The 26,974-nt window shown below is 72.9% G+C and carries 26 protein-coding genes; 15 read left to right on the top strand and 11 right to left on the bottom strand.

Annotated features, from left to right (window positions below; all coding sequences use genetic code 11):
• Positions 1 to 122 precede the first annotated feature (122 nt).
• Complete coding sequence (locus ACZ52R_RS35405; protein WP_465754836.1) at positions 123 to 4,280, bottom strand: CHAT domain-containing protein; 4,158 nt, start codon at positions 4,278 to 4,280, stop codon at positions 123 to 125.
• Positions 4,281 to 4,554: 274 nt separating this feature from the next.
• Here ACZ52R_RS35405 and ACZ52R_RS35410 point away from each other — a divergent pair, with 274 nt between their 5' ends.
• Positions 4,555 to 6,345 (top strand): protein kinase domain-containing protein, encoded by a 1,791-nt coding sequence (locus tag ACZ52R_RS35410; protein WP_465754837.1) that lies wholly within the window; start codon positions 4,555 to 4,557, stop codon positions 6,343 to 6,345.
• A 72-nt stretch (positions 6,346 to 6,417) separates the two neighbouring features.
• Here ACZ52R_RS35410 and ACZ52R_RS35415 read toward each other — a convergent pair whose 3' ends face one another.
• The 4 genes from ACZ52R_RS35415 to ACZ52R_RS35430 all read right to left on the bottom strand — a co-directional run bounded on the left by ACZ52R_RS35415 (position 6,418) and on the right by ACZ52R_RS35430 (position 12,696).
• Positions 6,418 to 7,446, bottom strand: a complete 1,029-nt coding sequence (locus ACZ52R_RS35415; RefSeq protein ID WP_465754838.1) for an ABC transporter ATP-binding protein — start codon at positions 7,444 to 7,446, stop codon at positions 6,418 to 6,420.
• Entirely contained in the window at positions 7,443 to 9,008 is a 1,566-nt protein-coding gene (locus ACZ52R_RS35420) for an ABC transporter permease (RefSeq protein WP_465754839.1), read from the bottom strand. The genes ACZ52R_RS35415 and ACZ52R_RS35420 overlap by 4 nt, the downstream gene beginning before the upstream one ends.
• Positions 9,005 to 10,075 (bottom strand): iron ABC transporter substrate-binding protein, encoded by a 1,071-nt coding sequence (locus ACZ52R_RS35425; protein WP_360492067.1) that lies wholly within the window; start codon positions 10,073 to 10,075, stop codon positions 9,005 to 9,007. Before ACZ52R_RS35425 ends, ACZ52R_RS35420 begins: the two co-directional genes overlap by 4 nt.
• A gap of 371 nt (positions 10,076 to 10,446) precedes the next feature.
• Positions 10,447 to 12,696, bottom strand: a complete 2,250-nt coding sequence (locus ACZ52R_RS35430; protein WP_465754840.1) for a heavy metal translocating P-type ATPase — start codon at positions 12,694 to 12,696, stop codon at positions 10,447 to 10,449.
• Between the two features lie 272 nt (positions 12,697 to 12,968).
• On the opposite strand from ACZ52R_RS35430, the gene ACZ52R_RS35435 reads away from it, so the two are divergent.
• Both ACZ52R_RS35435 and ACZ52R_RS35440 read left to right on the top strand, forming a co-directional pair.
• Complete coding sequence (locus ACZ52R_RS35435; RefSeq protein ID WP_465754841.1) at positions 12,969 to 13,250, top strand: metal-sensitive transcriptional regulator; 282 nt, start codon at positions 12,969 to 12,971, stop codon at positions 13,248 to 13,250.
• Between the two features lie 56 nt (positions 13,251 to 13,306).
• The gene (locus tag ACZ52R_RS35440; protein ID WP_465754842.1) at positions 13,307 to 14,221 is read left to right on the top strand and encodes a hypothetical protein; all 915 of its coding nucleotides are present in this window, start codon (positions 13,307 to 13,309) and stop codon (positions 14,219 to 14,221) included.
• Positions 14,222 to 14,472: 251 nt separating this feature from the next.
• On the opposite strand, the gene ACZ52R_RS35445 is transcribed toward ACZ52R_RS35440, so the two are convergent.
• The gene (locus ACZ52R_RS35445) at positions 14,473 to 14,754 is read right to left on the bottom strand and encodes a hypothetical protein (RefSeq protein ID WP_465754843.1); all 282 of its coding nucleotides are present in this window, start codon (positions 14,752 to 14,754) and stop codon (positions 14,473 to 14,475) included.
• Positions 14,751 to 15,185: an ATP-binding protein gene (locus tag ACZ52R_RS35450; RefSeq protein ID WP_465754844.1), complete on the bottom strand. Its 435-nt coding sequence runs from the start codon at positions 15,183 to 15,185 to the stop codon at positions 14,751 to 14,753. Before ACZ52R_RS35450 ends, ACZ52R_RS35445 begins: the two co-directional genes overlap by 4 nt.
• Before the next feature lie 269 nt (positions 15,186 to 15,454).
• Between ACZ52R_RS35450 and ACZ52R_RS35455 the strand changes: the two genes are divergently transcribed.
• From ACZ52R_RS35455 to ACZ52R_RS35465, 3 genes are all read left to right on the top strand, one after another.
• Positions 15,455 to 16,303, top strand: coding sequence for a helix-turn-helix domain-containing protein (locus tag ACZ52R_RS35455; protein ID WP_465662039.1), 849 nt, complete (start codon positions 15,455 to 15,457; stop codon positions 16,301 to 16,303).
• Entirely contained in the window at positions 16,303 to 16,524 is a 222-nt protein-coding gene (locus ACZ52R_RS35460) for a DUF397 domain-containing protein (RefSeq protein ID WP_465661968.1), read from the top strand. The genes ACZ52R_RS35455 and ACZ52R_RS35460 overlap by 1 nt, the downstream gene beginning before the upstream one ends.
• Positions 16,525 to 16,627: 103 nt before the next feature.
• Positions 16,628 to 16,837 (top strand): DUF397 domain-containing protein, encoded by a 210-nt coding sequence (locus ACZ52R_RS35465; RefSeq protein ID WP_465661966.1) that lies wholly within the window; start codon positions 16,628 to 16,630, stop codon positions 16,835 to 16,837.
• Between the two features lie 49 nt (positions 16,838 to 16,886).
• Here the strand turns inward: ACZ52R_RS35465 and ACZ52R_RS35470 are convergent, their stop codons facing one another.
• Positions 16,887 to 18,050, bottom strand: coding sequence for a permease (locus tag ACZ52R_RS35470; RefSeq protein WP_465754845.1), 1,164 nt, complete (start codon positions 18,048 to 18,050; stop codon positions 16,887 to 16,889).
• Between the two features lie 431 nt (positions 18,051 to 18,481).
• On the opposite strand from ACZ52R_RS35470, the gene ACZ52R_RS35475 reads away from it, so the two are divergent.
• The 7 genes from ACZ52R_RS35475 to ACZ52R_RS35505 all read left to right on the top strand — a co-directional run bounded on the left by ACZ52R_RS35475 (position 18,482) and on the right by ACZ52R_RS35505 (position 22,712).
• On the top strand, positions 18,482 to 18,793 hold the full coding sequence (locus ACZ52R_RS35475; RefSeq protein WP_465754846.1) for a type VII secretion target: 312 nt from the start codon (positions 18,482 to 18,484) through the stop codon (positions 18,791 to 18,793).
• Positions 18,793 to 20,391, top strand: a complete 1,599-nt coding sequence (locus tag ACZ52R_RS35480) for a hypothetical protein (RefSeq protein WP_465754847.1) — start codon at positions 18,793 to 18,795, stop codon at positions 20,389 to 20,391. Before ACZ52R_RS35475 ends, ACZ52R_RS35480 begins: the two co-directional genes overlap by 1 nt.
• Complete coding sequence (locus ACZ52R_RS35485; RefSeq protein ID WP_465661961.1) at positions 20,388 to 20,777, top strand: hypothetical protein; 390 nt, start codon at positions 20,388 to 20,390, stop codon at positions 20,775 to 20,777. Before ACZ52R_RS35480 ends, ACZ52R_RS35485 begins: the two co-directional genes overlap by 4 nt.
• Positions 20,777 to 21,310 (top strand): hypothetical protein, encoded by a 534-nt coding sequence (locus tag ACZ52R_RS35490; protein ID WP_465617315.1) that lies wholly within the window; start codon positions 20,777 to 20,779, stop codon positions 21,308 to 21,310. The genes ACZ52R_RS35485 and ACZ52R_RS35490 overlap by 1 nt, the downstream gene beginning before the upstream one ends.
• A 213-nt stretch (positions 21,311 to 21,523) precedes the next feature.
• Positions 21,524 to 21,850 carry a heavy-metal-associated domain-containing protein gene (locus tag ACZ52R_RS35495; RefSeq protein WP_465754848.1) on the top strand — a complete coding sequence of 109 codons (327 nt, stop codon included), beginning with the start codon at positions 21,524 to 21,526 and terminating at the stop codon, positions 21,848 to 21,850.
• A gap of 106 nt (positions 21,851 to 21,956) precedes the next feature.
• Positions 21,957 to 22,238, top strand: coding sequence for a metal-sensitive transcriptional regulator (locus tag ACZ52R_RS35500; RefSeq protein WP_360492100.1), 282 nt, complete (start codon positions 21,957 to 21,959; stop codon positions 22,236 to 22,238).
• Between the two features lie 186 nt (positions 22,239 to 22,424).
• Positions 22,425 to 22,712 carry a hypothetical protein gene (locus ACZ52R_RS35505; protein WP_465617310.1) on the top strand — a complete coding sequence of 96 codons (288 nt, stop codon included), beginning with the start codon at positions 22,425 to 22,427 and terminating at the stop codon, positions 22,710 to 22,712.
• Positions 22,713 to 22,762: 50 nt separating this feature from the next.
• Here ACZ52R_RS35505 and ACZ52R_RS35510 read toward each other — a convergent pair whose 3' ends face one another.
• Together ACZ52R_RS35510 and ACZ52R_RS35515 are read right to left on the bottom strand one after the other, a co-directional pair.
• The gene (locus tag ACZ52R_RS35510) at positions 22,763 to 23,305 is read right to left on the bottom strand and encodes an MOSC domain-containing protein (protein WP_465661955.1); all 543 of its coding nucleotides are present in this window, start codon (positions 23,303 to 23,305) and stop codon (positions 22,763 to 22,765) included.
• Between the two features lie 85 nt (positions 23,306 to 23,390).
• Positions 23,391 to 24,035, bottom strand: coding sequence for a TetR/AcrR family transcriptional regulator (locus tag ACZ52R_RS35515; protein ID WP_465754849.1), 645 nt, complete (start codon positions 24,033 to 24,035; stop codon positions 23,391 to 23,393).
• A gap of 114 nt (positions 24,036 to 24,149) precedes the next feature.
• Between ACZ52R_RS35515 and ACZ52R_RS35520 the strand changes: the two genes are divergently transcribed.
• Positions 24,150 to 25,802, top strand: coding sequence for an FAD-dependent monooxygenase (locus ACZ52R_RS35520; RefSeq protein ID WP_465754850.1), 1,653 nt, complete (start codon positions 24,150 to 24,152; stop codon positions 25,800 to 25,802).
• Here ACZ52R_RS35520 and ACZ52R_RS35525 read toward each other — a convergent pair.
• On the bottom strand, positions 25,784 to 26,200 hold the full coding sequence (locus ACZ52R_RS35525; protein ID WP_465754851.1) for a DUF4345 domain-containing protein: 417 nt from the start codon (positions 26,198 to 26,200) through the stop codon (positions 25,784 to 25,786). The genes ACZ52R_RS35520 and ACZ52R_RS35525 overlap by 19 nt on opposite strands.
• Positions 26,201 to 26,354: 154 nt before the next feature.
• Between ACZ52R_RS35525 and ACZ52R_RS35530 the strand changes: the two genes are divergently transcribed.
• On the top strand, positions 26,355 to 26,972 hold the full coding sequence (locus ACZ52R_RS35530; RefSeq protein WP_465617300.1) for a TetR/AcrR family transcriptional regulator: 618 nt from the start codon (positions 26,355 to 26,357) through the stop codon (positions 26,970 to 26,972).
• The last annotated feature ends 2 nt before the right edge of the window (positions 26,973 to 26,974 follow it).

Consider the following 26,974-nt stretch of genomic DNA (forward strand, 5'->3'; position numbering starts at 1 on the left):
TGCAGCAGGTCGATCGGTACGGCCGGTCGATCGGTACGGCTGGGACGACGGTCGGACGGGCCGGTGGCGCGCACGGTCTAGGACGACGGCAACTGCCCTGCGGTTGCCGCCGGTCGGGGTGGTCAGTAGAGCGAGTTGATCCGTCGCTGCATCGCTCGCAGCTCCGTGTCCTCCGGGCTGTACTCGACGGCCTTGCGGGCCAGGTCGCGGGCCTCCCGCAGCTGGCGGGCGTTGGCCCGCTGGACGGCGAACGAGCCGCAGACGATGCCCAGTTCGCGGTGCAGCTTGCCGGTGTCCTCCGGGGTGTCGGAGAGGCTGACCGCCTCCTCCAGCAGCCGGATCGCCTCGGGGTAGCGGCGGGCCTCGTAGTGGCCGATGGCCTCGCCGCGCCAGACGCTGACCATCAGGCGGCGGATGTCGGTCGAGTCGTCGTAGGACTTGGCCTTCTGCAGCATGGCGGCCTGGGCGGTGAACGGCTTGTCCTGCATGGCGTCCAGCACGTGGTTGGCGAGCATCACCGCGACCCGGCGCGGGGCCTCGCGCTCGACGTCGCCGTCCCACTCCGGGTCGGCGTCCAGCGCCTCGGCCATCCGCCGCACCGCGCGGACGCGGTCGTCGGCGAAGGCGGCGGAGCGGGCGAGTTGGCGCAGCACGAAGGCGAGGCCGAGCCTGTGGTCCGGGTCGGAGTTGAGGTCGATCAGCTTCCGCCAGGCGTCGGCGGCCTCCTCGAGCTCCGCGTCGGTCGATTCGGGGCGGCTGAGCTGGCCGGCCCGGTTGCCGAGGGCGGCTTCCAGGAAGTGCCGGGCGGTCGGGTCGCCGGGGACGAGCTCCATGCTCTTCTGCAGCAGGTCGAGGGCGCGGGTGTAGTCCTTGTCCTCGTTGTTGATCTTGCGGGCCCACTGGGCGTAGGTGGCGCCGAGGTCGCCGCGCACCTCCGGGTCGTCGGGGGCCAGCGCGAACGCCTTCTCCAGCAGCTCGGCCGCGCCGGGCTGGTCGTCGACGGTCTTCTTGAGCAGCGCGCGGGCGGCCCGCACGCCGGACTCGGCGGCGATGGCGGCGGCGTCGGCGGGCAGGACGGCGCCGGGGACGGAACGGGCGCGGGTGAGGCAGTCCAGGGCCTCGCGCCAGTCCTGGTTGCGGTGGTGCTCGCGGGCCTGGCTGACCAGGGACTCGCCGAGCAGCGCCTGCCAGCCCTCGCCGCGCTCGCTCTCTGCCACCGCGTCCAGGGCGGCGACGGCGGCCGCCTGCCGGCCCTGCAGCTGCAGGTAGCGCTGCGGGCCGAGGACGCCGAACAGGGCGAGGGCGCGGGTGGGCGCGGGGGCGTCGGGGCCGGCGGGCCGCCGCCAGGCCCGGACGGCCTGCTCGAAGGCCTCGCCCCAGGCGGCGAGTTCGGGCTCGGCGCGGAGCAGCCGGTCGAGCGTGGGGCCGGCCGTCAGGCGGCGGGCGGGGCGGCCGGGCAGGGCTATTCGGACGTCCTCGCCGGCGAAGGCGTCGGCGCTGTGGGCCTCCATGCCGAGGAGCAGCGTCCAGGCGCTCACCTCGTCGCCGCTGCGGCCGGCGGCCCGGTCGACGGCGCGCAGGTCGTCCCGGAGGCGGTCGATGAGCCCGGTACGGGCGGCGGCCAGCCGCTGCGGTTCGGCGGTGCGGCCGGTGATCCGGGCGGACTCGGCCCACAGCTCGGGCTGGTAGAGGGCGGCGACCAGGCAGCCGAGCGTCCAGGCCCAGACCTCCTCGTCCGCTGTCCCGGAGGCGGTGGTGGCGTCGTCGGCGGCGGCGGAGGCGGCGGCGGACGCGGCGGCGAGGCGGTAGCCGGCCAGGCCGAGGGCGTGCAGCAGCCGTGGGTGGGCCGGGTCCTTGAGCAGCAGCTCGCGGTAGGCCTCCCAGGCCTCGCGGTGGCGGCCCTCGGTGGCGTGCTGGTGCGCCTCGTGCTCGGCGAGCAGGACCAGGGTGCCCGCCGCCTGCGGGTGAACGGGGGCGAGGGCGAGGGCCTGGCGCAGGTCCCCCGCGGCCCGTCCGGGCTGTTCGGCGGCGAGGGCGGCGCCGGCCCGGCGGACCAGGACGGCGGCGCGGACGGCGGTGGCGTCCGGCGGTAGTTCGGCCAGCGCCTCGTCGTGGCGGCCGAGTTCGGCGCGCAGCAGGGCGAGGTCGAGCCGGACGGGCGCGGCGGCGGCGCTGTCGCCGAGCGCCGCCGCCCAGGCGGCGAGGACGGGTTCGGCCTGCTCGGGCGTGCCGACGCGGCGGGCGCAGTCCAGGACGGCGCGCAGCGCGGGGCCGGCGCAGCGGACGCAGCGGGGTGAGCCGGCGCCGTCGGGGGTGTGCAGGTGGTCGGTGCAGGCCTCGCGGCCGCAGCCGCCGCAGGAGCCGGTGGTGGGCCGGTCGCAGACCGCGCAGTCGCCGGCGGCCTCCGCTGAACCCGACGGGGCGGTGCCCGGGGAAGGGGCGGTGCCTGCGGTCAGGAAGTGTCGGTACCAGTCCAGTGCGGCGGCCCAGTTGCCGGCCCGTTCGGCGAGCAGGGCGCGCAGCCGGGCGATCGCCGGGTCGCCGGTCGGGTCGGGCGGGCCGAGCAGGGCGATCGTCTGTGCCGGGCGGCCGGCCAGCAGGGCGACGGCGGCCAGGTGGTAGCGGTCGCGCAGGCCGCCGGCGGCGTCCAGCAGGGTGGTGACCGTCTCCGGCGTGCCCTCGGCGAGGGCGAGGGCGGCGCGCAGCCGGGCCTGCCGGTGGGTGAGGGCGCCGGGCAGGGTGTCGGCGAGCGCGAGCGCGGCGGTGGCGCGCTCGCGCTGCCCGGGGCGGTCGCGGCCGGTGACCAGCAGGTGGGCGGCCTCGCGCAGGGCGGCTTCGCGCAGCGCGGTGCGGTAGCCGGGGGCGGCGGGGTGTTCGGCGGTGGCCCGCTGCCAGAGTGCGCGGGCGGCGACCGGGTCGGTGGCCAGGCGGGTGCGGGCGAGCGTGTCGCGGGCCAGGGCCTGGCGCTCGCGCAGGTCCGCGTCGTCCAGGGGTTCCCAGCGGGCGAGGGCGCCGGCCGGGTCGTCGGTGCGGGCGAGGGCGAGGCCGTGGTGGAAGGCGGCGATCCGGGTCCAGCGGGAGCCGGGTTCGGTGTCGGATTCGGCGCGCAGGAGCGGCTGGGCCTCCTCGGCCTGCCCGGCGGCGAGCAGGGCGGCGCCGAGCCGGACCCGGGCGGGGCGCCAGTCGGGGGCCTGGCCGAGGCCGGCGCGGTAGTCGGCGGCGGCCTCGGCGGGGCGCTCGGCCCGTTCGTGGACCAGGGCGAGGCCGAACCGGGCCGGGGCGAAGGAGGGTTGGACGGTCAGGGCGGCGGTGAACTGTTCCCGGGCCTGGTCGTCGGCGCCGAGCAGCAGGGCGAGCCGGCCGAGGGCGTAGCGGGGGCGGGGGTCGGTCGGGTTCTCGACGGTGGCGGACGCGAAGTCGGTCCAGGCGGTCCCGGTGGCGCCGAGCCGCTGCCGGGCCAGGCCGCGGAAGAGCAGGCTGTCGGTGCGCAGCGCCGGGCCGCGTCCCCATGGCGAGGGCTCGCCGGGGTCGCGCCGCAGCGCCTCGTCGAAGGCCGCGATGGCGGGTTCGTCCCGGTGCAGGGTGTACAGCTGGGCGCCCCAGCGGAACCAGAGTTCGCCGCTGCCGGCGGGGGCCGCGGCGGCGAGCAGGGCCTCGGCCTCGGCGGCCCGGTCGGTGTCGCGGAGCAGGGCGGCGCGGGCGAGCACCGGCCAGTCGCGGCCGGGCAGGGCGGCGAGGGCGCGGGCGGTGGCGTCGTCGCGCTGCCCGGGGGCGCCGTCGCGGCACCGGCGCTGCAGCCAGTCGAGGGTGCGGGCGGCGGCGTCGGTCTCCTCGCCGGGCTCGGCGCCGGCGGCGGTGGCCTGGAGGAAGGCGAGCAGCGGTCCCAGGTCGCCGTCCGGGGCCTGTATCCGTTCCTCGGCGAGGAGGCGCAGGCTCCACCGGGGCAGTTGGCGGGCCGGGTCGGGGAGCAGTGGGAAGGCCTCGCGGTGCAGGGCGAGGGTGGCCTGCTGGTCGCCGGTGGGGAGGGTGGCCTCGGCCTGGCCGATCAGCGCGAGGCCGCGCTGCGGGCCCAGTTCCGCGGGCCCGGCGGCCAGTTGTTTCGCCAGCCGGGCGTAGCGGCGCCGGGCCTGGGCGGCCTTGCCGGCGGCGAGCCGTTCGGCGGCCGTGGCCAGGGCTTTCGTCACCGTCGCGGCGTCCAGGGCCCGTCGGCGGCGCGCCAGTACGACGGCGGCCGCTCCGGCCAGTGCCACCACGATCAGCAGCACCGCTAGCAGCGCCATGCACCGTCCCCCTGTGTCAGGATGTCGCCCACTCCATGATCAATGAGGTTCGACCGATCATGAGTTGACGTTGTGTCGTGATGTTGCTCGGGCGCCATCAGAATAGGCCCTCGGTCGGACAGACGAACAGCGAAGAGCACTATCCTGGGCAACGCGTCAGCAGGACGTGAACAAGCGCGTCAACTGCGGTCGGAAGCGGCGGGCGGTCAAAAGCGCCGAGCAGTCGGAAGCGTCGAGCGGTCAGCGTCGAGCGGTCAGAAGCGTCGGGGGTCCTGTGTCCGAGTCTCGTTGGGTACCCGGGCTCCGGTTCGGGCCGGAGTTCGACCCCGAGCAGTACGAACTCCTCGAATTCCACCACCGGGGCGGCGAGGCCGAGGTGTGGCGGGCGGTGCGCACCGGCCACAACGGCCGCAAGGAGCTGGTCGCCGCGAAGATCATGCTGGAGCGCGATCCCTCCGAGGTCCGGCGCTGGCTCGGGCGCTGGGACGACGTCTCGCACAACGCGCACCGGCTGGACGTCACCGACCTGGTGGTGCCCAGCTTCCTGCTCGGCCCCTCCCCGCACCGGCCCGGCGCGGTGCCCTCCGGCGCGCTGCTGGGCTACCAGATCTCGCCCTGGGTCGAGGGCGTGCCGCTGCACACCTGGGCCCGCTCCCAGCGCGGCGGTCCGGCGGCGGTGGCCGAGGTCCTGGCCGGGCTCTGCCGGATCGTCGACGAGCTGCACCGCAAGCGCTGGGTGCACCGCGACATCTCCCCCGCCAACGTCCTGGTGGACGGCCAGGGCAACGTCAAGCTGATCGACCTGACCTTCCTCGCCCCGCTCGACCACACCCTGACCGTCGCGGTGTTCACCCCCGGGCACGTCCCGCCGGAGGCCGAACAGGTCGGCGGTTTCCCGACCACCGCCAAGGACCTGTTCGCGGTCGGCACCCTCGCCCGCACCCTGCTGCTGCCCGACCACGGCCGGCTCGACCACCGGCTCGCCGCCGAACAGGCCCGCGCCGAACTGCTCGCGGCCGGTTACGGCGAGGAGCTGGCGCGCTGGGCGTGCGAGCCGCTGGCCCGCGCCCCGGAACGCCGCCCCTCCCCGCTCGGCCCGTGGGCCGGCCGCGGCCGCGAACTGCTCCGCGCCCACCGGCCGGTGGCCCGCACCGCCGGCCTGGCCGTCCTGCCCGACCGGGCCGGGCGCCCCCTGGTGGTCACCGGTGGTGGTGACGGCACCGCGCTGGCCGGCCCCGGCCGCGCCGGGCACCGACTGCCCACCGGCCAGGGGCCGGGCGCCGTACGGGAGTTGATGGCCGGCTGGGCGGGACGCCAGGGCGAGCTGGTGGTCTGCGCCGAGGACCGCGGCAACACCCTGTGGATCGGCACGTCGGCCGGCTGGTGGGAGGCCGCGCGCGGGGTCAACGGGCTGGCCGGAGCGGTCGGTCCGGCCGGGGAGATGACGGTCTGGACGGCCGTCGGCGGCGCGCTGCGCTCCTACCGCTGGGCCCCCGGCCTCACCCTCACCGGCCAGGAGCTGCCCGGCTGCCCCGCCGACCGGGTGCTCGCGGCCGTCGAGGAGCGGCCCGGCTGGTGGCTGGTCCTGGTCGAGCACCGCGGCCGGGTCCTGAGCTGGCGGCCCGGTTCCGCCGAACCGCCCGCCCCGCTCGGCCCGAACGGCGCGCCGCGCGCCGGGGCACTGGCCCGCACCTCCGCCGGATCGCAGGCCGCCACCCTGCGACCCGACGGCTCCGTCCAGTTGCACACCCTCGGCACCGCCGGGCCGGGCACCGAGATCGGCGACGGCGAGCCCTCCCTCGGCATCGCCATGGCGGGCCACCGCGGCGGCCCGACCATCGCGCTGGCCGGTGCGGGCGGCGTACGGCTGCGGCTGCCGGCCGGCGGCGCCTCCCGCCGGCCGCGCTGGTGGCGGCCGACCCTGCGCCCGGCCACCCGCGTCGCGCTCGCGATGGGCGACGACTGGCGGCTCTGCCTGGCGGCGGTGGTGGAGGGCGAGTTGCAGGTGTGGCAGGAGGACGCGGCCTACCGCTGGCAGGCGGTCGAGCTGCCGGAGGAGCCGTAGGGCCGCCCGTCTGCTCAGCGGAGGTCGGCCGCGTCGTTCACCGCGCCGAAGGCGGCCCGGGTCGAGGCCCGATCAGGCCTCCGGCAGGACGTGGACCGGGCCGACCGCACTCACGTACGCCTCGCCGCCGACCGGCCACGGGCGGTCGGCGGAAGCGATCAGGCCGTCCGGCAGGTCGACGGCCTCGGGTCGCAGTTCGACCCGGTGGTCGTGGCCACGGAAGTCGCTGCCGAGCACCTTGGCCGGGACGGCGCCCGCCACCGGTGTGGCGGTGAGGCGGAGTTGGGCGGGGCGGAGCAGGGCGAGGGCACTTCCGGAGGCGGGGGTGGCGAGCGGGAGGACACCGAAGGCGGTGCGGGCGTCGACTCCCCCGGCCTCGGCGGGGATGAGGTTCGCCTCGCCGAGGACGCCGGCGACGGCGGCGTCGGCCGGGCGGTGGTAGAGCTCGTCGGGGCTGCCGGACTGGGCGATCCGGCCATCCCGCAGCACGGCAATGGTGTCGGCGAAGGAGAGCGCCTCGTCCTGGTCGTGGGTGACCAGGACCGCCGTGGTGCCGGACTGCCGCAGGGTACTGGCGACTTCGCGGCGCAGTTCGGCCCGCAGCGCGGCGTCCAGGGCGGCGAACGGCTCGTCGAGCAGCAGGAGTCGGGGGCGGGGCGCCAACGCTCTTGCCAGGGCGACGCGTTGCTGCTGGCCGCCGGAGAGCTGGTGCGGGCGGCGTTCGCCGAGGCCGGGCAGGCCGACGAGCTCCAGCAGCTCCTCGACCCGGGCACGGCGCTGCGAACGCGGCAGTCCGAAGCCGATGTTGGCGGCGACGCTCAGGTGCGGGAACAGGGCTCCGTCCTGCGGGACGAGGCCGATGCCCCGGCGTTCGGCGGCGAGCCGGCTGCGGCCGTCGTCCAGGACGCGGCCGTGCAGCACGACCTGCCCGGCGGCGGCCGGATGGAAGCCGGCCAGTACGCGCAGCAGGGTGGACTTGCCGCAGCCGGAGGGGCCGAGGACGCAGGCGAGGGCGCCGTCCGGCACGGTCAGGTCGATGCCGTGCAGGACGGGGCTGCGCCCGTGGGCGGCGTGCAGGTCGACGACGGACAACCCGGTCATCGGGTGCTCCCTAGGCTTCGACGGGTCAGCAGCAGGACGGAGGGGACGGACAGTGCCACCATCAGCGCCGCGTACGGCGCGGCCGCCCCGTAGGCGAGGCCGCTGGTGTAGACCCAGAACTGGGTGGCCAGGGTCTGGGTGCCGGTCGGGCGCAGCAGCAGGGTGGCGGTGAGTTCGGTGGAGGCGGTGAGGCCGACCATGGCGACGGCGGCACCGAGGCCGGGCAGGACCAGTGGCAGGGTGACCCGGCCGAGGACGGCGAGGGGCCGGGTGCCGAGCGAGCGGGCGGCTTCCTCGACGCCGGGCGGTACCTGGGCGAGGGCGGCGCGTACCGCGGTCAGGGCGAGGGGGAAGAACAGCAGGACGTACCCGAGGATGAGCATCGGCGGCTGCTGGTACAGGGGTTGGGCCCAGCGGACGGCGAAGAACACCACCGAGAGGGCGACCGCGATGCCGGGCAGCGCCCGGGTGAGGTACGCGATCCGCTCGACGGCGCGGGCGGGCCGGGTGCCGCGCCGCCAGCCGTACAGGGCGACGGGGATGGCGCAGACCGTCGCGACCAGGGCCGCGCCGAGGGCGTACCCGAGGGTGGCGAGGGTGGCACCGAGGACGGAGGCGGAGGGCAGGGTGGTGGAGCTGCCCTTGACCAGCCAGTACGCCAGCGCGTACAGCGGCACGCCGAGCGAGACGCCGACCAGCGTGGCCAGTGCGACCAGGGCCGGGAGCGTCCAGCCGCCGAGGCGTACGGGTACGGCGGGGCGGGCGAGGGCGCCGTCCCGGGTGATCCGGGCCTGGCGGCCGGCCCAGGCCTCGAGGGCGACGAGCAGCAGGGCGAGTCCGACCAGCACCAGGGTGAGCAGGGAGGCGGAGGCCGCGTCGAAGCCGAGCTTGTACTGGGTGAACACGGCGGTGGCGAAGGTGGTGTAGCGCAGCATCGCGAAGGCGCCGTACTCGCCGAGCAGGTAGAGCGAGACGAGCAGGACGCCGCCGGCCAGGGCGGGCCGGGTGAGCGGGAGGGTGACTCGCCACAGGGTGGCGAGCCGGCCGCGGCCGAGCGAGCGGGAGACCTCCTCGGCGGCGGCGTCGCCGTGCCGCAGGGCGGCGGCGACCGGGAGGAAGACCAGGGGGTAGAGCGAGCAGGTCATCACCAGGACCGCGCCCCAGTAGCCGTGGACGGAGCGGAACAGCGAGACCCAGGAGTAGCCGCGGACGAACTCCGGTACGGCGAGCGGCAGGGCGAGCGCGACGGTCCAGGCGCGGCGGCCGGGAATGGTGGTGCGTTCGACCAGGTAGGCGGCGCCGAAGCCGAGGACGGCGGTGGCGAGGGTGACGGCGGCGGCCAGGCCGAGGGTGTGCCCGAGCAGGGTCGCGATCAGCGGGCGGCCGAGCAGCCGCCGGGTCTGACCCCAACCGGCTTGGGCGGCTTGGGCGATGACGAAGCCGAGCGGCGAGGCGACAACCGCGACGACGGCGACGGCGACGGGTGCGAGCAGGCCGGTGGCCCGCCACCGCCGGAGCGGGGACGGGCCCTTGGCGCGAAGCGGGTCGCGGGGGAATGTCACTGGAGCAGTCCGGCGTCCTGCAGCAGGGCCAGGGCCTGCTTGCCGTCGCCGAGCTGGGCCGGGTCGGCGACGGTGCCGAGGCCGTCCAGGGCGGGCAGTTCGGGCTTGCCCTGGACGCCGGGGACCAGCGGGTACTCGTAGCTGGCGGAGTCGGCGATGACGGTCTGGGCCGGGGCGGAGGCGAGGTAGCCGAGGAAGGCCTGGGCGGCGGCCTGGTGCTTGCCGTGCTTGAGGACGCCGGCGCCGGAGACGTCGACCAGCGAGCCCGGGTCGCCCTTGGGGAAGTAGTGCAGGGTCGCGTGGGTCTCGGCGGCGCCCTTCTCGTCGCGCATCCGGTAGAAGTAGTAGTGGTCGATGACGCCGCCCTCGACCTCGCCGCTGTTGATCGCGGCGGAGAGGTCCTCGTTGCTGTCGTAGACCTTGGCGTTGTCCTTGAGGCCCTTGAGCCACTGCTTGGCGGCGTCCTCGCCCTTGGCCTTGAGGACCTGGGTCACGACGGGGGCGAAGTCGGTCTCGCCGGGGGCGATGCCCAGGCGGCCCTTCCACTCGGGCTTGGCCAGGTCGAGCACCGAGGCGGGCGGCGCGGTGTCGGCGCCCTTGCCGGTGCCGGCCAGGAAGGCGGAGGTGCGGGCGGAGATGCCGACCCAGTCGCCGTTGCCGGAACTGTCGGCGGCCGGAACGGACTTGAGGGTGTCGGGGGCGACCTTGGAGAGCAGGCCCTTGTCGCCGAGGACGGTGAGTGCGGGCGGGTTCTCGGCGTAGAAGACGTCGGCCGGGGAGGCGCCGCCCTCCTGGAGGATCTGGTTGGCGAGCTCGGCCTCGTCGCCGGAGCGCAGCTCGACCTTGATGCCGGTGCGCTTGGTGAAGTCCTCGGTGAGGGCCTTGACGGTCTGCTCGTGCTGGCCGCTGTAGACGGTGATGGTCTGGCCGGCCGACGCCGTGCCGGAGTCCGTGGGTGTGTTCCCGGAGCCACTGCTGCCGCAGGCGGTGAGGGCGAGCGCGCAGGCGGCGAGGAGGGACAGGGCCGCGAGGGGTCGGACGGTGCCGGGCAGGGTGGTTCCGGGCATGGTGAGGGTCCTCCGAGGGTGGCGGGGGTCGGCCGTACGGGCCCGCGATCGACGCGGGGGACCGGGCTGGCGACACCAGAACCTAGGGCAGGGAAGGCTTGCCTAACAAGTGTCGGAGCGTCACATCTCGGTCCGGTCGCGACAGGGTAGGACTTTGGTGAGCGCTACCCCAAGTGAACGCAAAACACCCTTCAAGAACAGGCCGGAACGGGAGGAAGCGCCCACCTGGGAGGAGTCGGCCGGCCATCGCCCCCCGCTACGGTGCGTAACGGCAGCCCCGAGACCCGGCGGCCCGGCAGCCCGGCGGCCCCGGACGCACCGAGGCCCCGGAACCGGTGTCGGTTCCGGGGCCTCGCCCGCAGGAGTCGGACTCAGCGGAAGCGGCGGAGCCGGAGGCTGTTGCCGACCACGAAGACCGAGGAGAAGGCCATGGCCGCCCCCGCGATCATCGGGTTGAGCAGCCCGGCGGCGGCCAGCGGCAGCGCGGCGACGTTGTAGCCGAAGGCCCAGAACAGGTTGCTCTTGATGGTGCCGAGGGTCTTGCGGGAGAGCCGGATGGCGTCCGCCGCGGCCAGCAGGTCGCCGCGGACCAGGGTGAGGTCGCCGGCTTCGATCGCGGCGTCGGTGCCGGTGCCCATCGCCAGGCCCAGGTCGGCCTGGGCGAGGGCCGCGGCGTCGTTGACGCCGTCGCCGACCATCGCGACGACCTTGCCCTCGGCCTGCAGCCGCTTGACGGAGTCGACCTTGTCCTGGGGCATGACCTCGGCGATCACATGCTCCGGCTTGATGCCGACCTCGGCCGCCACGGCCTCGGCGACCAGCCGGTTGTCGCCGGTCAGCAGCACCGGGGTGAGGCCCAGTTCGCGCAGCTTGCGGATCGCCTCGGCGCTGGTCGGCTTGACCGCGTCGGCGACCTCCAGGACGGCCCGCGCCTCACCGTCCCAGCCGACCGCGATCGCCGTACGGCCGGCGGCCTCGGCGGTGCGCTTGGCCTCGGCCAGGCCCTCCGGGAGGTACTGCGACCACTCGTTGAGCAGCGCCTCCCGGCCGGCCACCACCGCATGGCCGTCCACCACGCCCTGGACGCCCAGGCCCGGGACGTTCTCGAAGCCCTCGACGGCGGGCAGTTCGCCGGCTTGGGCGGCGGCGTTGGCGACGGCCCGGGCGATCGGGTGCTCTGAGGCGTGCTCCAGGGCGCCGGCCAGGCGCAGCACCTCGGCCTCGGTGGTGGTGCCGGCGGTGTGGACGGCGAGCAGGGTCATCTGGCCGGTGGTGACGGTGCCGGTCTTGTCGAGGACGATGGTGTCGACCTTGCGGGTGGACTCCAGGACCTCCGGGCCCTTGATGAGGATGCCGAGCTGGGCGCCGCGGCCGGTGCCGACCAGCAGCGCGGTCGGGGTGGCCAGGCCGAGGGCGCACGGGCAGGCGATGATCAGCACGGCCACTGCTGCCGTGAAGGCGGCGGTCCAGCCCTCGCCGGTGCCCAGCCAGTAGCCGAGGGTGGCCACCGCGAGGGTGATCACGATCGGCACGAAGACCGCGGAGATCCGGTCCGCGAGGCGCTGCGCGGCGGCCTTTCCGTTCTGCGCGTCCTCGACGAGCTTGGCCATCCGGGACAGCTGGGTGTCCGAGCCGACCCGGGTGGCCTCGACCACCAGTCGGCCGCCCGCGTTGACGGTGGCACCGGTGACGGGATCGCCGGCCCCGACCTCGACCGGGACGGACTCGCCGGTCAGCATCGAGGCGTCCACCGCGGAGGCGCCCTCGACCACCACGCCGTCGGTGGCTATCTTCTCGCCCGGCCGGACCACGAAGCGGTCGCCCACGGCGAGTTCGGCGATCGGGATGCGAACCTCGGTCGCGCCGCGCAGCACCGTCACGTCCTTGGCGCCCAGTTCCAGCAGCGCCTTGAGCGCGGCGCCGGCGGTGCGCTTGGAGCGGGCCTCGAAGTAGCGGCCCGCCAGGATGAAGGCGGTGACGCCGGCCGCCGCCTCCAGGTAGATGTTGGACGCGCCGTCGCTGCGGGCGATGGTGAATTCGAAGCCGTGGCGCATGCCGGGCATCCCGGCGTCGCCGAAGAACAGGGCCCACAGCGACCACAGGAACGCGGCGCCGGTGCCGAGCGAGACCAGGGTGTCCATCGTCGCGGCGCCGTGCTTGAGGTTGGTCCAGGCGGCGCGGTGGAACGGCCAGGCGGCGTAGGTGACCACCGGGGCGGCCAGGGTCAGGGACAGCCACTGCCAGTTGTCGAACTGCAGGGCCGGCACCATCGCCATCGCGATCACGGGCACGGCGAGCGCCAGCGCGGTGAACAGCCGGGCGCGCAGCGGGGCCAGGTCGTCCGCCGGCTCGGCCGGCTCGCCGGCGTCGGCCCGGCCGTCGGTGGCCGGGGGCTTGGGCAGCGCCGCGGTGTAGCCGGTGGCCTCGACGGTGGCGATCAGGTCGGTGACCTCGACGCCGTCCTCGAAGGAGACCTTCGCCTTCTCGGTGGCGTAGTTGACGCTGGCGGTGACCCCGTCCATCCGGTTGAGCTTCTTCTCGATGCGGGCCGCGCAGGAGGCGCACGTCATTCCGCCGATCGAGAGTTCCACCTCCGCGGAGGCGGGTGCCTGCGTAGTCATCGTCGCTCCTCGTCACAGTCGTCGTGCGGTTCGTTCGGCGGCCGGGCCTTCATACCCAGGAGGGGTAGCGGGCGGTGCCGGGTTCATTTATACCCCCATGGGGTATCGAGGGCAAGCCCCGGTGGATACCCCTGGCAGGTATTTCTCGAGGCGCCCGACTGCTTGACTTGATACCCCATGGGGGTATTCACTCGAGGGTGTCGAGCCGGGGCCGCGCAACCCCGCGCCTCCTGCACCCCCGCACACCCCGCCGGAATCCCGAGGAGGACCACATGGCCGGCTACCGCACCGAGAAGGACCAGCTCCTGCGCAGACTGCGCCGCGTCGAGGGCCAGATCCGCGGCCTCCAGCGCATGGTCGACACCGACACCTACTGCATCGACGTACTGACCCAGGTCTCGGCCGCCACCAAAGCCCTCCAGTCCGTCGCACTGCAACTGCTCGACTCCCACCTCGCCCACTGCGTCCACGACGCCATCACGGGCGGCGGCGACGAAGCCGACGCGAAGGTCGCCGAGGCCTCCCAGGCCATCGCCCGGCTCATGCGCGCCTGAGCCCCTTCCGTTCCGTCCGTACGACCGCCGACACGACCGCCCGAGGAGAACCCGCCATGAACACCGCGCTGCGCATCACCGCCTTCACCGCCGTCCTCGCCGCCGCCTTCGGCCTCGCCCTCGGCGTCGGCAACGCCACCGGCAGCGGCCCCTCCCCCAAGCCCGCCACCGCCGGGCACGCGGGCCACGCGGATCACGACGCCGGTCAGACTGCCGAGCACCTGCCGGGCGGGCTACAGATCTCCGAACGCGGCTACACGCTCAGCGTCGAGAACCCCTTCGTCACCGCCGGCTCCCCCACCGACCTGCGGTTCCGGATCCTCGGCGCGAACGGCAAGCCGGTCACCGCCTACCAGCAGCAGCACGACAAGGAACTGCACCTGATCGTCGCCCCGCGCGACCTGTCCACCTTCCAGCACCTGCACCCGACCCTCGCCGCCGACGGCACCTGGAGCGCCCCGACCGCCGTACCCGCCGCAGGGGAGTACCGCGTCTTCGCCGACTTCACCCCGGCCGGCGACGCCGAAGGCCTCACCCTCGGCGCCGACCTGCACGCCGCCGGCGACCTGAGCCCGGCCCCGCTGCCGGAGGCCGGACGAACCGTCACCGTCGACGGCTACACCGTCACCCTCGGCGGCGACCTCACCCCCGGGCGAAGCGGCCGGCTCACCCTGAACGTCAGCAAGGACGGCACGCCGGTCACCGACCTCCAGCCCTACCTCGGCGCCTACGGCCACCTCGTCGCGCTCCGCGCCGGCGACCTCGCCTACCTCCACGTCCACCCGGACACCACCACCCCGGGCCCGGAGATCGGCTTCACCACCACCGCCCCGAGCACCGGGAGTTACCGCCTCTTCCTGGACTTCCAGCACCAGGACACCGTCCACACGGCGGCCTTCACCGTGACGACGAACGGCACCCCGACCGCCCCCACCCACCCGACCGAGGCGGCCGGCGCCCACCAGCACTGAGCAACACCCGCACGAACAGGGCCGGGCGATCCACACGGGATCGCCCGGCACCGGCGTTTACCCGAACGGGTGTCGGGCGGCTTGCCGGAGCACCGAGCGGAGAAGGGCTTCCGGGTTACCCGGGGTGGCCGCCCAGAGCTGTATCTCGGCGTGGGCGGCCTGGCGGCGGGGGCTGACGGCCCGGACCGGACGGGAGAACTGGGCACTGAGGCACCACCACATCTCGATGCGGGCCCAGATGGGGCGACGGATCACTCGGGGGCCGTCGCGCACAGGCAGATCGGGTGGGCGGACTCGACGCCGATGAAGGCGATCGCACGCACCTCGCCGAACTCGACCAGCTGGTGGGCGATTCGGGCTTCGGAGGCCGGGGAGAAGTAGTCGGCGAGGTAGCCGGCCTGATCGTCGTCCAACGGGAGCCGGGCCAGGCTGGTCCGGATGGCGTCGAGGGCGTCGGCGAGCTTGGCGAAGGTGGCGACCTTCGTAACGCCCTTGATCTCGACGATGACGGGGAAGGGGAGTTCGACACTCACTGCGCGCCCCCACCGATCAGCGCCCACATCACCTTGCCGACGCCACCCGCACGCGGGCAGCACCCCCAGCCGGACGCCAGCTGGGAGACCAGCCAGAGCCCGCGCCCCGTCTCGTCGTACTCGGCAGCGGGGTGCGGCACGGGCGGCCGGTTGGCGTCGGCGTCGTGCACCTCGATGCGGAGCGAGTCGGGGCACAGCTCGAACCAGATGAAGATGAGCCGCCCCGGCGGGGTCTTGGCGTGGAGGACTGCGTTGGTGACGAGCTCACCGAGCACCAACTCGCCGGTGTCGAGGAACCGTTCACCATCGAGCTGGTTGGTGAGGAAGGTTCGGAGCAGCCGCCGGGCGAAGCCGGCGGACTTGTGGTGCCTGGGCAGCCACCAGGAGTACGGATTGGTGGGAGCGGGCGGCTTCTCCAACGTTCCGGGCATGGCGGGGCCTCCTCCGGGAGTGGTGGGAAAGTTCGCGATCCGAAGGGCGGCGGAGGGCAAAGGGATGCCCGAGCGATGAGCCGCGAAGATCACGCTGTGTAGCTCGGTTCACTACGCCAAGTAGCATGCCCCTTGCGGATGTCATCTCGCAACCCTGAACGTCAATTCGCATATGCTCTTTCAAATCTGATGTGACGACACTCCGTCCGTCACGCCAAACTGTGATGCAACGACAGAACGCGATGAGGGGAGGCCGGAGCGTGACTGCAATGCCGACGGTGCGCCGCCGAATGCTGGGTGCGAAGCTCCGGAAGATTCGGGAGGACCTGCGCCTCACGGTTGACGAGGTGTCGGCCCGGCTCGGCTGGCACCAATCCAAGGTCAGCCGGCTGGAGAACGGCCGCTATGGCGTGCGCGCGAACGAGGTCGGGATGCTGCTCGACGTCTACCAGGTCAGCGATCCCGAGACCCGCGAAGCTCTCGCGACGTTGGCACGCGAGGGCAAACGCAGGGTGTGGTGGCAGCCCTACTCCGATGTGATCACGCAGCACTACGCTTCGTTCATCAGCTTCGAGGCGGAAGCCGTGGCGATTCGGAACTTCGAGTCGTCGCTCGTGCCGGGGCTGCTCCAGACTGCCGACTACGCGCGTGCTTTGATCCGACAGCTTGAGTCCGACGCCACACCTGACGAGATCAACGCACTGGTCGATGTGCGTTTGGCTCGCCAGAACGCGACACTTCGGCGAGAGAATCCGCTGAAGCTATGGGCGATCGTGGATGAGGCCGCGCTCCGGCGCCTGATCGGCAGCCAAGCCACCATGGCCAAGCAGTTGCAGCAGCTCATCGCCGCCTCCCGCGAGCCACACGTGACCTTGCAGGTAGTGCCGTTCTCTGCTGGGGCTCACGCTGGCGTCCATGGGTCGTTCGCGACTCTGGAGTTTCCTGTTCGGGGAGATCTCGACGTGGTGTACACCGAGGCGCTGACGAGTAGCCTCTATCTCGAACGAGATAACGACGTCGCTGCCTATGATCAGGCGTTTGATCGGCTGCGGGCAGCAGCACTCGACGTTGCGCCGTCACGGCGGCTTATCGCGCAGATCGCAAAGGAACTTGAGTGATGATCATCGACCAGAGCAGCCAGGACCTGCACCGCGCCATCTGGCGAAAGAGCAGGTTCAGCGCCAACCAGGGGAACTGCGTCGAGGTCGCGGACGGCTTCGTTGACATCGTCCCGGTCCGCGACTCCAAGGACCCCCACGGTCCGGCGCTCATCTTCCCCCCCGACGCCTGGACGGCCTTCGTCGCCGCGATCAAGACCGGCGAACTCCCCAGCACCTGAACGCCTCTGTGTGAGAAGTCGGCCACGCCGACTTCTCACACATGTCGTCCGCGCTCAGTGAACAGGCGTCGAAAGCTGCTGATCTCCGAAGTGGCAGGAAGCTATGGACACGGTTGACCTGACAGGAGCGGCGTGGTTCAAGTCCAGCCGCAGCAACGGACAATCCGCATGTGTTGAGGTCGCGTTCCTCAACAGCGGCATCGTTCCCGTCCGTGACTCAAAGGACCCCCACGGTCCGGCGCTCACCTTCCCCACCGACGCCTGGACGGCCTTCGTCACCTCCATCAAGACCGGGGATATCCCCAACGCCTGAACGCCCCTGCGCGAGAAGTCGGCCAGGCCGACTTCTCGCGCACGTGTTGTCAGTGGTGGTCGTGACCCGCGTGCTCGCCCGCATCCGGGGCGCCGCCCATCATCCGTAGCATCGCGGCGCCGCCGGTGCGGAGGAAGCGGATGAGCAGTCCCAGCGCCAGGAGCAGGAAGGCGATGTTGAGCCAGGTGGTGTAGTTCCACTCCACGCCGGACATCGGGATCTCCGCGTCCCGCTGGTCCGGCACCAGGCCGAGGCCGCCGAAGAGGAACTCGACGGCGTACCCCGCGAGGACCATCGCGACGTAGAAGGTGCCGAGCAGGAAGAGCGCCATCCGGGGGCCGTAGTACTTCCGGTAGATGTTCAGGATCGGCAGGATCAGCAGGTCCGCGAAGATGAACGCGACCACCCCGCCGAAGCTGATGCCGCCGTTCCAGAGCACCACGGCCAGCGGCACGTTGCCGATCGAGCAGACGAACGACGCGATCGCCACCAGCGGGCCGACCAGCGGGCCCCAGAGCTTGCCGGCGAGCGGGTGGTCGACGAAGAAGAAGGCCTGCCAGAAGGAATCCGGCACCCAGGCGGCGATGGCGCCGGCGATGAGCAGACCGATCACCAGGTCCCTGAGGATCGCCGCCCACTCCATCACGAAGACGTGCGAGACCGAGGTCAGCCCCCGGCCGGACAGCAGTCGGCGGGCGAAGGAGCCCTCCCCGGCCACCGACATGTCCATCGCCGCGTGCCCTTCCATCGACCCCGCCCGGCCGTGCTCCGCCTGTTCGCGGGCTTCGCGCAGCAGCCGGTCCCGCAGCAGCAGTCGGAAGAGGACGGCGAGCAGCAGGATCATCACCGGCCCGCCGACGAATTCGGCCGCGGTGAACTGCCAGCCGAGCAACAGGGCCAGGATCACGCCGAGTTCGACGACCAGGTTGGTCGAGGCGATCTCGAAGGCCATCGCGGCGGTGAAGTTCGCGCCCTTGCGGAACAGCGAGCGGGCCAGCGCGACAGCCGCGTACGAGCAGGAGGAGGAGGCCATGCCGAGACCGGCGGCGACGGCGAGGGTGCGCGGGCGGTCGTCGCCGAGCAACCGGACGACGGTGGACTTGCGGACGACGGCCTGGACGACGGCGGAGAGCAGGAAGCCGAGGATCAGGGCCCAGGTGATCTCCCAGGTCATCGACCCGGTGATGGACAGCGCGTGCAGGATCGCGTGCATGAGGGTCCGCCTTCCCGTGGTGCCGGTGCCGGAGCCTACGGCTGTGCCGTGGGGCTCCGATGGGCGCTGATCACGCTATACCCGCACGGGGTATGGAGAGCCCTGGCACGCCCAGCGCCCGGAGCGGCAACGACCAGCCGGGCGTCGCACGGTCTCACCCGACCGTCGCGGACTGCGCCTCAGCAGCCGAGGCGGCCGCAACTCGCTGACCAGGCATGCGGAACGCGCGCTCCGCACGCCGGTCCACGACCCGGCGAGAACGGCGCGGGCATACCCTAGGGGGGTAATGTTTATCCATAGAAGCCCAAGAGCCCAAAGGCGCATCCGGGTAAGGGTATCGCCCCCGCACCCCGGCGGACGGGCGTCTATGCTCGTCGATCGTGCTCGTTCGATCACGGCGAGCAAGGGCCTTCATGGGGGGAGACCAACTGATGACCGGCACCTTGGGGTACACCGTCCAGCCCGGCGCGCTGGATGGCGTAGCGACAGCACTCGAAAACGTCGCGACCGACCTGGCGTCAGCCGACCTTGCCTACACCGGGCTGGTGACCTACGAGTCCAGCGCCTTCGGCGAGTTCGGGATGGACCAGGCGTGGTCGGCCTTCGACGGCAACTGGTCGAAGGAACTGCACGTCACCCAGCGCGCCGTGACCGAGCTGGCGCAGAAGGTGTCCAAGACCAGCGGCAACTACCGCGCCGCCGAAGCCGAGGTCGCCTCGTCGATGACCCCCGAGCACGCCTGATGAGCAAGGTCACCGAGCTCAAACAAGCCCAGCAGGCCATGAAGGCGATTCAACCGCTCAGCGGCGGTGGCGCCGCCGAGCTGATGAAGGCCATCCAGAAGGCGCTGGCCGTGCCCGGGCCGGTCGGCGCTCCGGACACGATCCGTGACCGGGCCAAGGACTACGCGAAGGCCGCCAAGGCATACGAGAAGGCATCCGCCGATCTCGGCACGGTCGCCGACGCCAGACTGCCGAGCGTCTGGACCGGCGCCGTCGCCGAGCACGCAACCGAAGCCGTGCGGGCGCTGGCGAACGAACTGGACGTCTCGAAGAAGACCCTGGAGCTGGCCGTCACCTGGCTGAACTCCTGGGCAGAAGAGCTGAGTACGGCCCGGAACTACGACGAGATCGGCGTGCACGACCTGAATCAGGCGCTGAAGTCGATCGCTTTCAGCCCCTTCGCCGCCGCCGGCCTCACGGACGCCCTGGACGGGGTGTCGTGGCGGCTCATGGGCGCCGAGCGGGCGGAGATGTGCGGCACCCGCACCGCGAGCATGCTCAACCAGTTCGCCGCCCGGGCCCGCGCCGAGCGCGCGGGGCAGGGCAAGACCGATCCGCTCGCCGCGCTGGTCCTGGCCAACGAGAAGGGCCCCGGTGGCACGGACGACGGCGATTACATCCTGACCCCCGACCAACTCTCGCGCGCGAACGGGTTCCTGGCCGGACTCAACGCCGATGACCAGGCCGCGTTCCAGGGCATGCTCTCCGGCGCCAAGTCACCGGAGGAGGCCGCCTACCTCTGGAAGGCCATGGCCGCCGGCCACACACTGGCCGAGGTCCAGCAGTTCGGAGCACTGATCCACCCCCACGGCGACGACCCGACCTGGCTGGCCCAGCACCTGGTCCCGGCCCTCCGTACGGACGACGCCGGCCAGGAGTCCACCACCGACGTCACGGGACTCATCTACCAGGGCAAGGCAGTCCCCACCTCGGGCGTAAGACTCGGCAGCGGCGGCGGCTCGTACAGCCAGGGCGGCGTCGGCGACTGCGTCGCCGCCTCCACCGTTGTCGCCGCCCTCAAGCTGGACCCGGTCACGATGCTCCGGATCACCACCGGCAACACACCCGACGTCCCGGGAGCGGATTCGTCGGCCAACTTCGAGCATCGGCTCCAGCAGCTCTACATCTCGCAGTACCAGCAGGGCCAGACGGCCAACGGCGACGAGAAGATCTACCCGCAGTCGAACGCGGGAGTCGGCCCGAAGGGAAACACGTTCCTCGCCAACCAGAACCTCGGAAAGGCGACCGGCGACACGTACGAATACGTCAATCTCAGCACCGAGGACGACCGACGTGCGGCCGTTGCCCGGATCGAGAAGGCCGTGGACGAAGGCAAGCCCGTGCCGTTCTGCGCCCTCGACCCCACCAGCAAGGACGATCCCAAGGCACACCAGATGGTGATCACCGCCCGGGACGGCGACCGGCTCCAGGTCTACAACCCCTGGGGCCAATCCGAATGGATAACGGAAGACCAGTTCATCCACAGTCATGTGAACGACGGACACCTCACGAACAACGCCGCCATCAACATGCCCTACGGTGCGGAGCTGCCGAAATGACGACCGTCCGACTGGATGCCGAGCTGATGACCGGCTACGACGTGGAAGCCGCCGTCACCCGCGGGCTGCTGATCGACGGCACCCCGCGCCGGGTGCTCTTCGACGAGGCCGCGATCGCCGCCTCCTACCAGGCCGAGGCACTGCTCATCGGCCCCCACCCGCTGGGTTTCCTGGCCCAGTACGTCCGCGCCGGCGGCTTCACCGCCGCGCTCGACCTGCCCGAGCCGGTGATCGGCCGGGCGGCGGGCGAGTTGGTCCGTGGCTGGCTGCGCGCGGCCGCCGCCACCGGGGCGGACCTCCAGCGCGAGGTCCTGTTCGCCCGTTGGCTGGCCTCCGTGGCGCTGCTCATCGCCATGCGTCGCCGAGTCCGGGAGGACGGGAACTGATGCGTCGTTTCATCGCCGGTGCGGCGGCCCTCCTGGCCGCCGTGCCGCTGCTCGCCGCCTGCTCCTCCGACGGGCCATCCCTCTGGGCGCCGGTGTCCGGTTCGCCCACCGACCGGCCGACGACGCAGAGTGTCCCATCGGCCGTCCGGCCGGATCAGGAGATCGCCCTCCCCTCCCGGGCCGAGGCCTTCCAAGCCGCCTCCCCGTACCCGCCCAGCACGGTGACGCTGGCCGTCGGGCAGCGGCTCGGCGTTCCTGGAAGTCTGGTCAGCGTCACGGCCGTGACCTGGACGCTCACCTCGCCGGGCGACGGTGCCGTCCTGCGGCGCGGCCCGGACTTCGTCTCCGACCGGTGCCCGGCGGACTCGGTCGGGTGCGACGCGGGGGGCGGCGAGACCTTCCTCGCGCTCGCCCCCGGCAGCACCACGCTGACCTGGGCACTCCACGACCGGGGCCGGTGCCCCGAATCGCGGACGCCGCCGAATCCGGCGTGCGACAGCGTCACCAAGAGCATCCAGGTTACCGTCCGCTGACCCGCTCTCCCCGCGCCGCCACCGGGGAGGCTCAGTCGCCCGCCGGGTGGGGGTGGGGGTGGGGGTGCCGCGTTTCCCGTGAGACCTGCACTGCCCTTCATCCAGAGGCTCGCGCCACCCTGCGATACCCTAGGGGGGTATAGTATATTCAAGCGAAGCAGCCGACCGGGGCAACTCCGGGCGGCGTCGGGTACTGACGACAGGAGCACAGCCATGAGCGAGACCACCGTCACCGTCGAGTCGGCCACCACCGAGGGCGCCTCCTGCTGCGGTTCGTGCGGCACCGGCGCCACCGAGGCCCCCGCCGCGACGTCGAGCCAGAGCCTGACCTCGGCCTTCCAGGTCAAGGGCATGACCTGCGGCCACTGCGTCACCTCGGTCACCGCCGAGCTGAAGAAGATCGACGGCGTCACCGACGTCGCCGCGGACCTCGCCTCCGGCAAGGTCACCGTCGGCAGCACCCGGCCGCTCGTCGACGCCGACGTGGCCGCCGCCATCGACGAGGCCGGCTACGACCTGGTCGGCCGCCTCGACGGCTGACCTACCGCCATCGGCCCGGACGCCCCCTCGGTCCGGGCCGACTCCCCTGCTACCGCGCCCCGGTAGAGTGAGAGCGCTCCTCACCGCACAGGAACCGGAGACGGCCATGGCCAGCTACAGCCTCCACAAGGACGACTTCCTCAAGCGGCTCCGCCGCGTCGAGGGGCAGATCCGCGGCCTGCAGCGCATGGTCGAACAGGACACCTACTGCATCGACGTCCTCACCCAGGTCTCCGCCGCCAGCCGCGCACTCCAGTCCTTCGCCCTCCAACTCCTGGACGAGCACATCGAATGCTGCGTCCGCGACGCCATCGCCGAGGGCGGCCAGGAGGCGGGCACCAAGATCCGCGAGGCCAATCAGGCCATCGCCCGCCTCGTCCGCTCCTGATCCGGCGAGGACGGCATCCGGAGGACGGCACCCGTTCGACGCGTGGGCCCAGCAGCGAAGTCTGCTGGGCCCCACGCTTGTTCACCACCCGCGGGTAGGGGGTGGGGGTATGCTCAAGGCCCGCCGGACGGGCGGGACGACCGGACGCCGACCGGGCAGGACAGACCGAACAAGGGGGGATCCACCGTGTCGACGATCGAATTCGTCCGCCGGCTGGACGGCCTGGTCTACCGCTTCCACGCGGACGGCACCTTCAACGGCAGGCCGTCGTTCAAGCGGACCGACCTCGACATCTGGTGCCGCTGGCTTCCCGAGCGCGGCTGGTGCACGGTCGACGCCGACGGGGTGCCCAACTCCGCGCCGCTGCCCGGCGGAACGGCTGAGGAGCCGTTCCCGCCGCTCTGCCCCTGGCGCAGTTGGAAGGCCGGCAAGTCGTACCTCTACGACCTGCGCCGCAGCGGCCGGGAGCCGTAGCGCCAGCGCGCGGCCCGAAAGTGGCTCGCGCCCCCCGGAGCCGTGGCTCTTCAGACCCGGTCGAGCGCCCGGTGCGGCCCGTCCGGCAGCTCGACCGCGATCGCGTCGCCGGGCCGGATCGCGCCGCCCGTACGGACGATGCCCATGATTCCGGCGCGGCGGACGATCGTGCCGTCCTCGGCGCGGCCGACGACCTGCTTGAGCAGGCCCGTGCGGTAGTTGTCGATCTGCGCGCACGGGTTGCGCAGGCCGGTGATCTCCACCTCCGCCCCGGTGCCGATCCGCAGCACCGCGCCGACCGGCAGGCCGAGCAGGTCCACGCCCTCGGTGGTGATGTTCTCGCCGAGCGCGCCCGGCGCCACGTCGAAGCCGGACTCGGCGAGTTCGGTGAGGAGTTCGCGGTGGATCAGGTGGACCTGGCGCAGGTTGGGCCGGGTCGGGTCCTGGGCGACGCGCGAGCGGTGCTTGACCGTCACCCCGGCGTGCACGTCGCCCTCCACGCCGAGTCCGGCGAGCAGCGTGATGCCGTCCCGGTTCGGCTTGGTGAACGAGTACTCGGCGTTGCTGCTGACTGCCACCACGATGCCGCTCATAGCTCGGACCTTCCACGCGGACGTACGTTCGATCGGCCCCGAGCATAGGCCCCGCGCGCAAGCCCTGATCACGGCCCCGACCCGGTCAGCCCGTGGTGGGCGCCTTCAGCAGCGGCAGCACGACCTCGTCCAGGATCTCCGCCACCACGCGGTCGGACGGTACGACCCCGCCCACCAGGAACGCGTCCCGCAGCAGGTCGAGCGGGAGCGAGACGACGCGCGGGGTGATCCGGGCCGGGTTGATCTCGCCCCGGTCGGCGGCGCGTCGCATCATCACGCCCAGGCTGCCGACCGGCCCTTCGGCGGTCAGTCCGCCGGTGAAGCCGGCGCGCAGCTCGGGGTCGCGCAGCAGGTCGACCAGGAAGCCGTGGACGGCGTCGGTCGGCAGGTCGTCGAAGCGGTGCAGCAGGCTGCCCAGGAAGCGCGCCAGGTCCGCGCGCAACTCGCCGGTGTCCGGCGGCTCCTGGTAGTCGGGGGCGTTGCGGCCGAGGGCGGCGATGACCAGGGCGGCGCGGTTCGGCCAGCGGCGGTAGAGCACCGGTTTGCTGGTCCGCGCGCGGGCGGCGACGCCCTCCATGGTGAGCCGGTCGTAGCCGTGGTCGGCGAGTTCGGCCCAGACGGCGTCCAGAATCGCCCGCTCCAGTTCGTCGCCGCGCCGCCGCACCGGCTTGTCGCCCACCGCCGAGTGCCCCGCCGAGTCCCCCGCCGAAGCCCGCACCGTGTCTCGCACTGGTCCCGCACCCGACTCTCGTAGATACGTTGCGTTTCTTATCAGGGTCAGTCTACAGTCGAAGACAAGAAACGCACCGTATCTTATGGCCGGACGGCCAGGGGGAGATCCGTCATGCGCACTGCTCACACCACCCACACGACTCATGCCACCCAGATGACTCACACCACCCGTACGACCGAGGTCCTGGTGGTCGGCTCCGGCCCGGTGGGCCTCGCACTCGCCATCGGGCTGGCCCGCGCCGGAGTGGGCTGCCGCGTCATCGAGCGGGAGCCGCGGTTCCGCGACCGCGGCGTCCGCGGCAAGGGCATCAACCCGCGCACGCTGGAGGTGTTCGACGACCTCGGCGTCGCGGAAGCGATCCTCGACCGCGGCACACTCGACCTCAAGGTCCGTACGTACGGAGGGAGTCGGCTCCTCGGCGAGGCCGACCCGGCGACCGGCCACCGGCCGACCCCCGACCGCCCGTACGCCGGCATGCTGCTGCTCGGCCAGCACCACACCGAGGAGGTGCTGCGCGGACGGCTCGCCGACCACGGCGTCACCGTCGAGACGGACACCGAGCTGCTCGACTACACCCGGGACGCGGACGGCGTGCTCGCCACCGTCCGGCGCGGCGGCCGGACCGAGCGGCTGAGCGCCCGCTTCCTGGTCGGCTGCGACGGAGGCCGCAGTACCGTCCGTAAGCTGGCCGGTGTCCCCTTCCTCGGCGAGACCTGGGAGGAGGAACGGTTCCTCATGGCCTCGATGGACGTCGACGGCCTGGACACCGACGCCATGCACATCTGGAACGACCCCCGGCTCGGCGTCGGCGCACTGGCGATGATCCCGATGCGGGCGGACACCAACTGGGCCGTACACGCCGCCGTCGACCCGGACGAGCACGGCGAAATCCCCGCCCCGACTGCGGAAACCTTCCGCCGCCTGTTCGCCGAACGCGCCGGACTGCCCGGAGTCACGCTGCACGAACCCATCTGGTCCAGCGTCTGGCGGCCGACGGTCCGCATGGTCGAGCGCTACCGCGACGGCCGGGTACTACTCGCCGGGGACGCCGCGCACTGCCAGTCCGCGGCGGGCGGCCAGGGCATGAACACCGGCATCCAGGACGCGCACAACCTGAGCTGGAAGCTGGCCGCCGTCCTGCGCGGCGCGCCCGACGCGCTGCTCGACAGCTACCAGGACGAGCGGCTGCCCGTCGCCCGCGCCGTCCTCGCCGCCACCTCCGCCCAGCACAAGGCGCTGTTCAGCGCCGACGGCGCCCGCGCGCTGACCGACCAGTTCGTCAACCCGGCCGCCACGGGCACCGACTTCACCGGACTCTCCGTCGGCTACCGGGGCGGCCCGCTCGGCCGCGACCTCGACGACACCACCGGCATCCGGGCCGGCGACCGCGCCCCCGACGCGCCCTGCACCACCGCCGACGGCACGCCAACCCGGCTGTTCGACCTCTTCCGCGGCCCGCACTTCACCCTGCTGACCATCGGCGAGCACCCGTCACTCACCGGCCTGCCCAGTGAGGCCGGCCTGCCAGGTAACGCCGACCTGCCCGGCAACGCCGGCCTGGCCACCGAAGCCGGCCTGTACGCCGTCCCGGGCCTGCGCCGGTCCGCCGTCCTCGACCCCGACGGCCACGTCGCCCGGGCGTACGGGCTGCGCGGCGACGCCGTCGTCCTGGTCCGGCCGGACGGCTACGTCGCACTCACCGGCGCCACCGCCGACCCGGGCACCATCGCCGGGCACCTGGGGGGCTACGCCCCGGTGGCGTGAACCCCGCCCGACGCGGACGAGCGAGCCCGCTCGTCCGCGTCGGCGAGCCAGAAGTAGACGGCCGGCAGCCCGAGTTCGATCGCCATCAGCACCACCTGGAACCAGTGCGGCCACCCGTCCGCCGCGATGGACAGCACCCGCCCGAGGCCGCCCAGCAGGAACACCGCCGCCAGCCACCGCACCACCCGCGCGGGCACCGGCGTCTGCCGGGCCGTCCAGATCCAGGCCACGCCGTACCCGGCGAAGATCGCGCCCATGAAGCGGCCGAAGCTGTCGACCGTCGGGCCCGCGTGCGCGGCCCCGGGGATCGCGACGTTCCCCAGCAGGAGGTGGAAGAACCCGATCGCCACATCGGCGACCCCCATCATCCATGCGAGCACCCGCAGTGTCCTGGCCATGACCCATCCACCCGTCGTCGGTCCGGTCGGCGCGTGCCCCGATGGACATGCGACCCAGCTGACCCGCGCCTTGGTTGACGCCGCCTTAGTTGACACGCGTCTACTAAGCCAGTGAAAGCCCACAAGTAGACACGTGTCAAGTACCCTGGCGCGCATGTCAGTCCACGAACGGCGCCGCCGGCTCGCCCCCGCCGAGCGACGCGCCCAGCTGCTCTCCGTCGGCGCCCGGCTCTTCGCCGCCCGCCCGTACGAGGAGGTGCTGATGGAGGAGGTCGCCGAGCAGGCCGGGGTCTCGCGCGCCCTGCTCTACCGTCACTTCCCGAGCAAGCACGACCTGTTCGCGGAGGTCTACCGGCAGGCCGCCGACGAGTTGCTCGCTCGGTCCCGGTTCGACCCCGCCGACAGCCTGATCGAGCAGCTGGTCGAGGGCATGGACGCCCACCTGGACTACTTCATCGCCAACCGGCACGCCGTGCTCGCCGCCAACCGCGTCCTGGCCGGCGACCAGGTGATCCAGACGATCATCACCGAGGAGCTCGACGCCCTGCGCGGCCGCCTGCTCGGCGTCCTCCCGCTCGCGGACGAGACGGCGCGGCCGGCCGTGTCGCAGATCCTGCGCAGCTGGCTGGTGTTCGTCCGGGTGCTGGTCATCGACTGGTTGACCGAGGAGAGCTGCACCCGCGACGAGCTGCGCGACGCCTGCATCGGCGCCGTCCTGGGCGCCCTCCGGCCGTTCCTGCCCGCCGGTCCGGCGCCCGACCGGGGGTGGTGACG

The sequence above is a fragment of the Kitasatospora sp. NPDC034023 genome, from assembly GCF_055575795.1.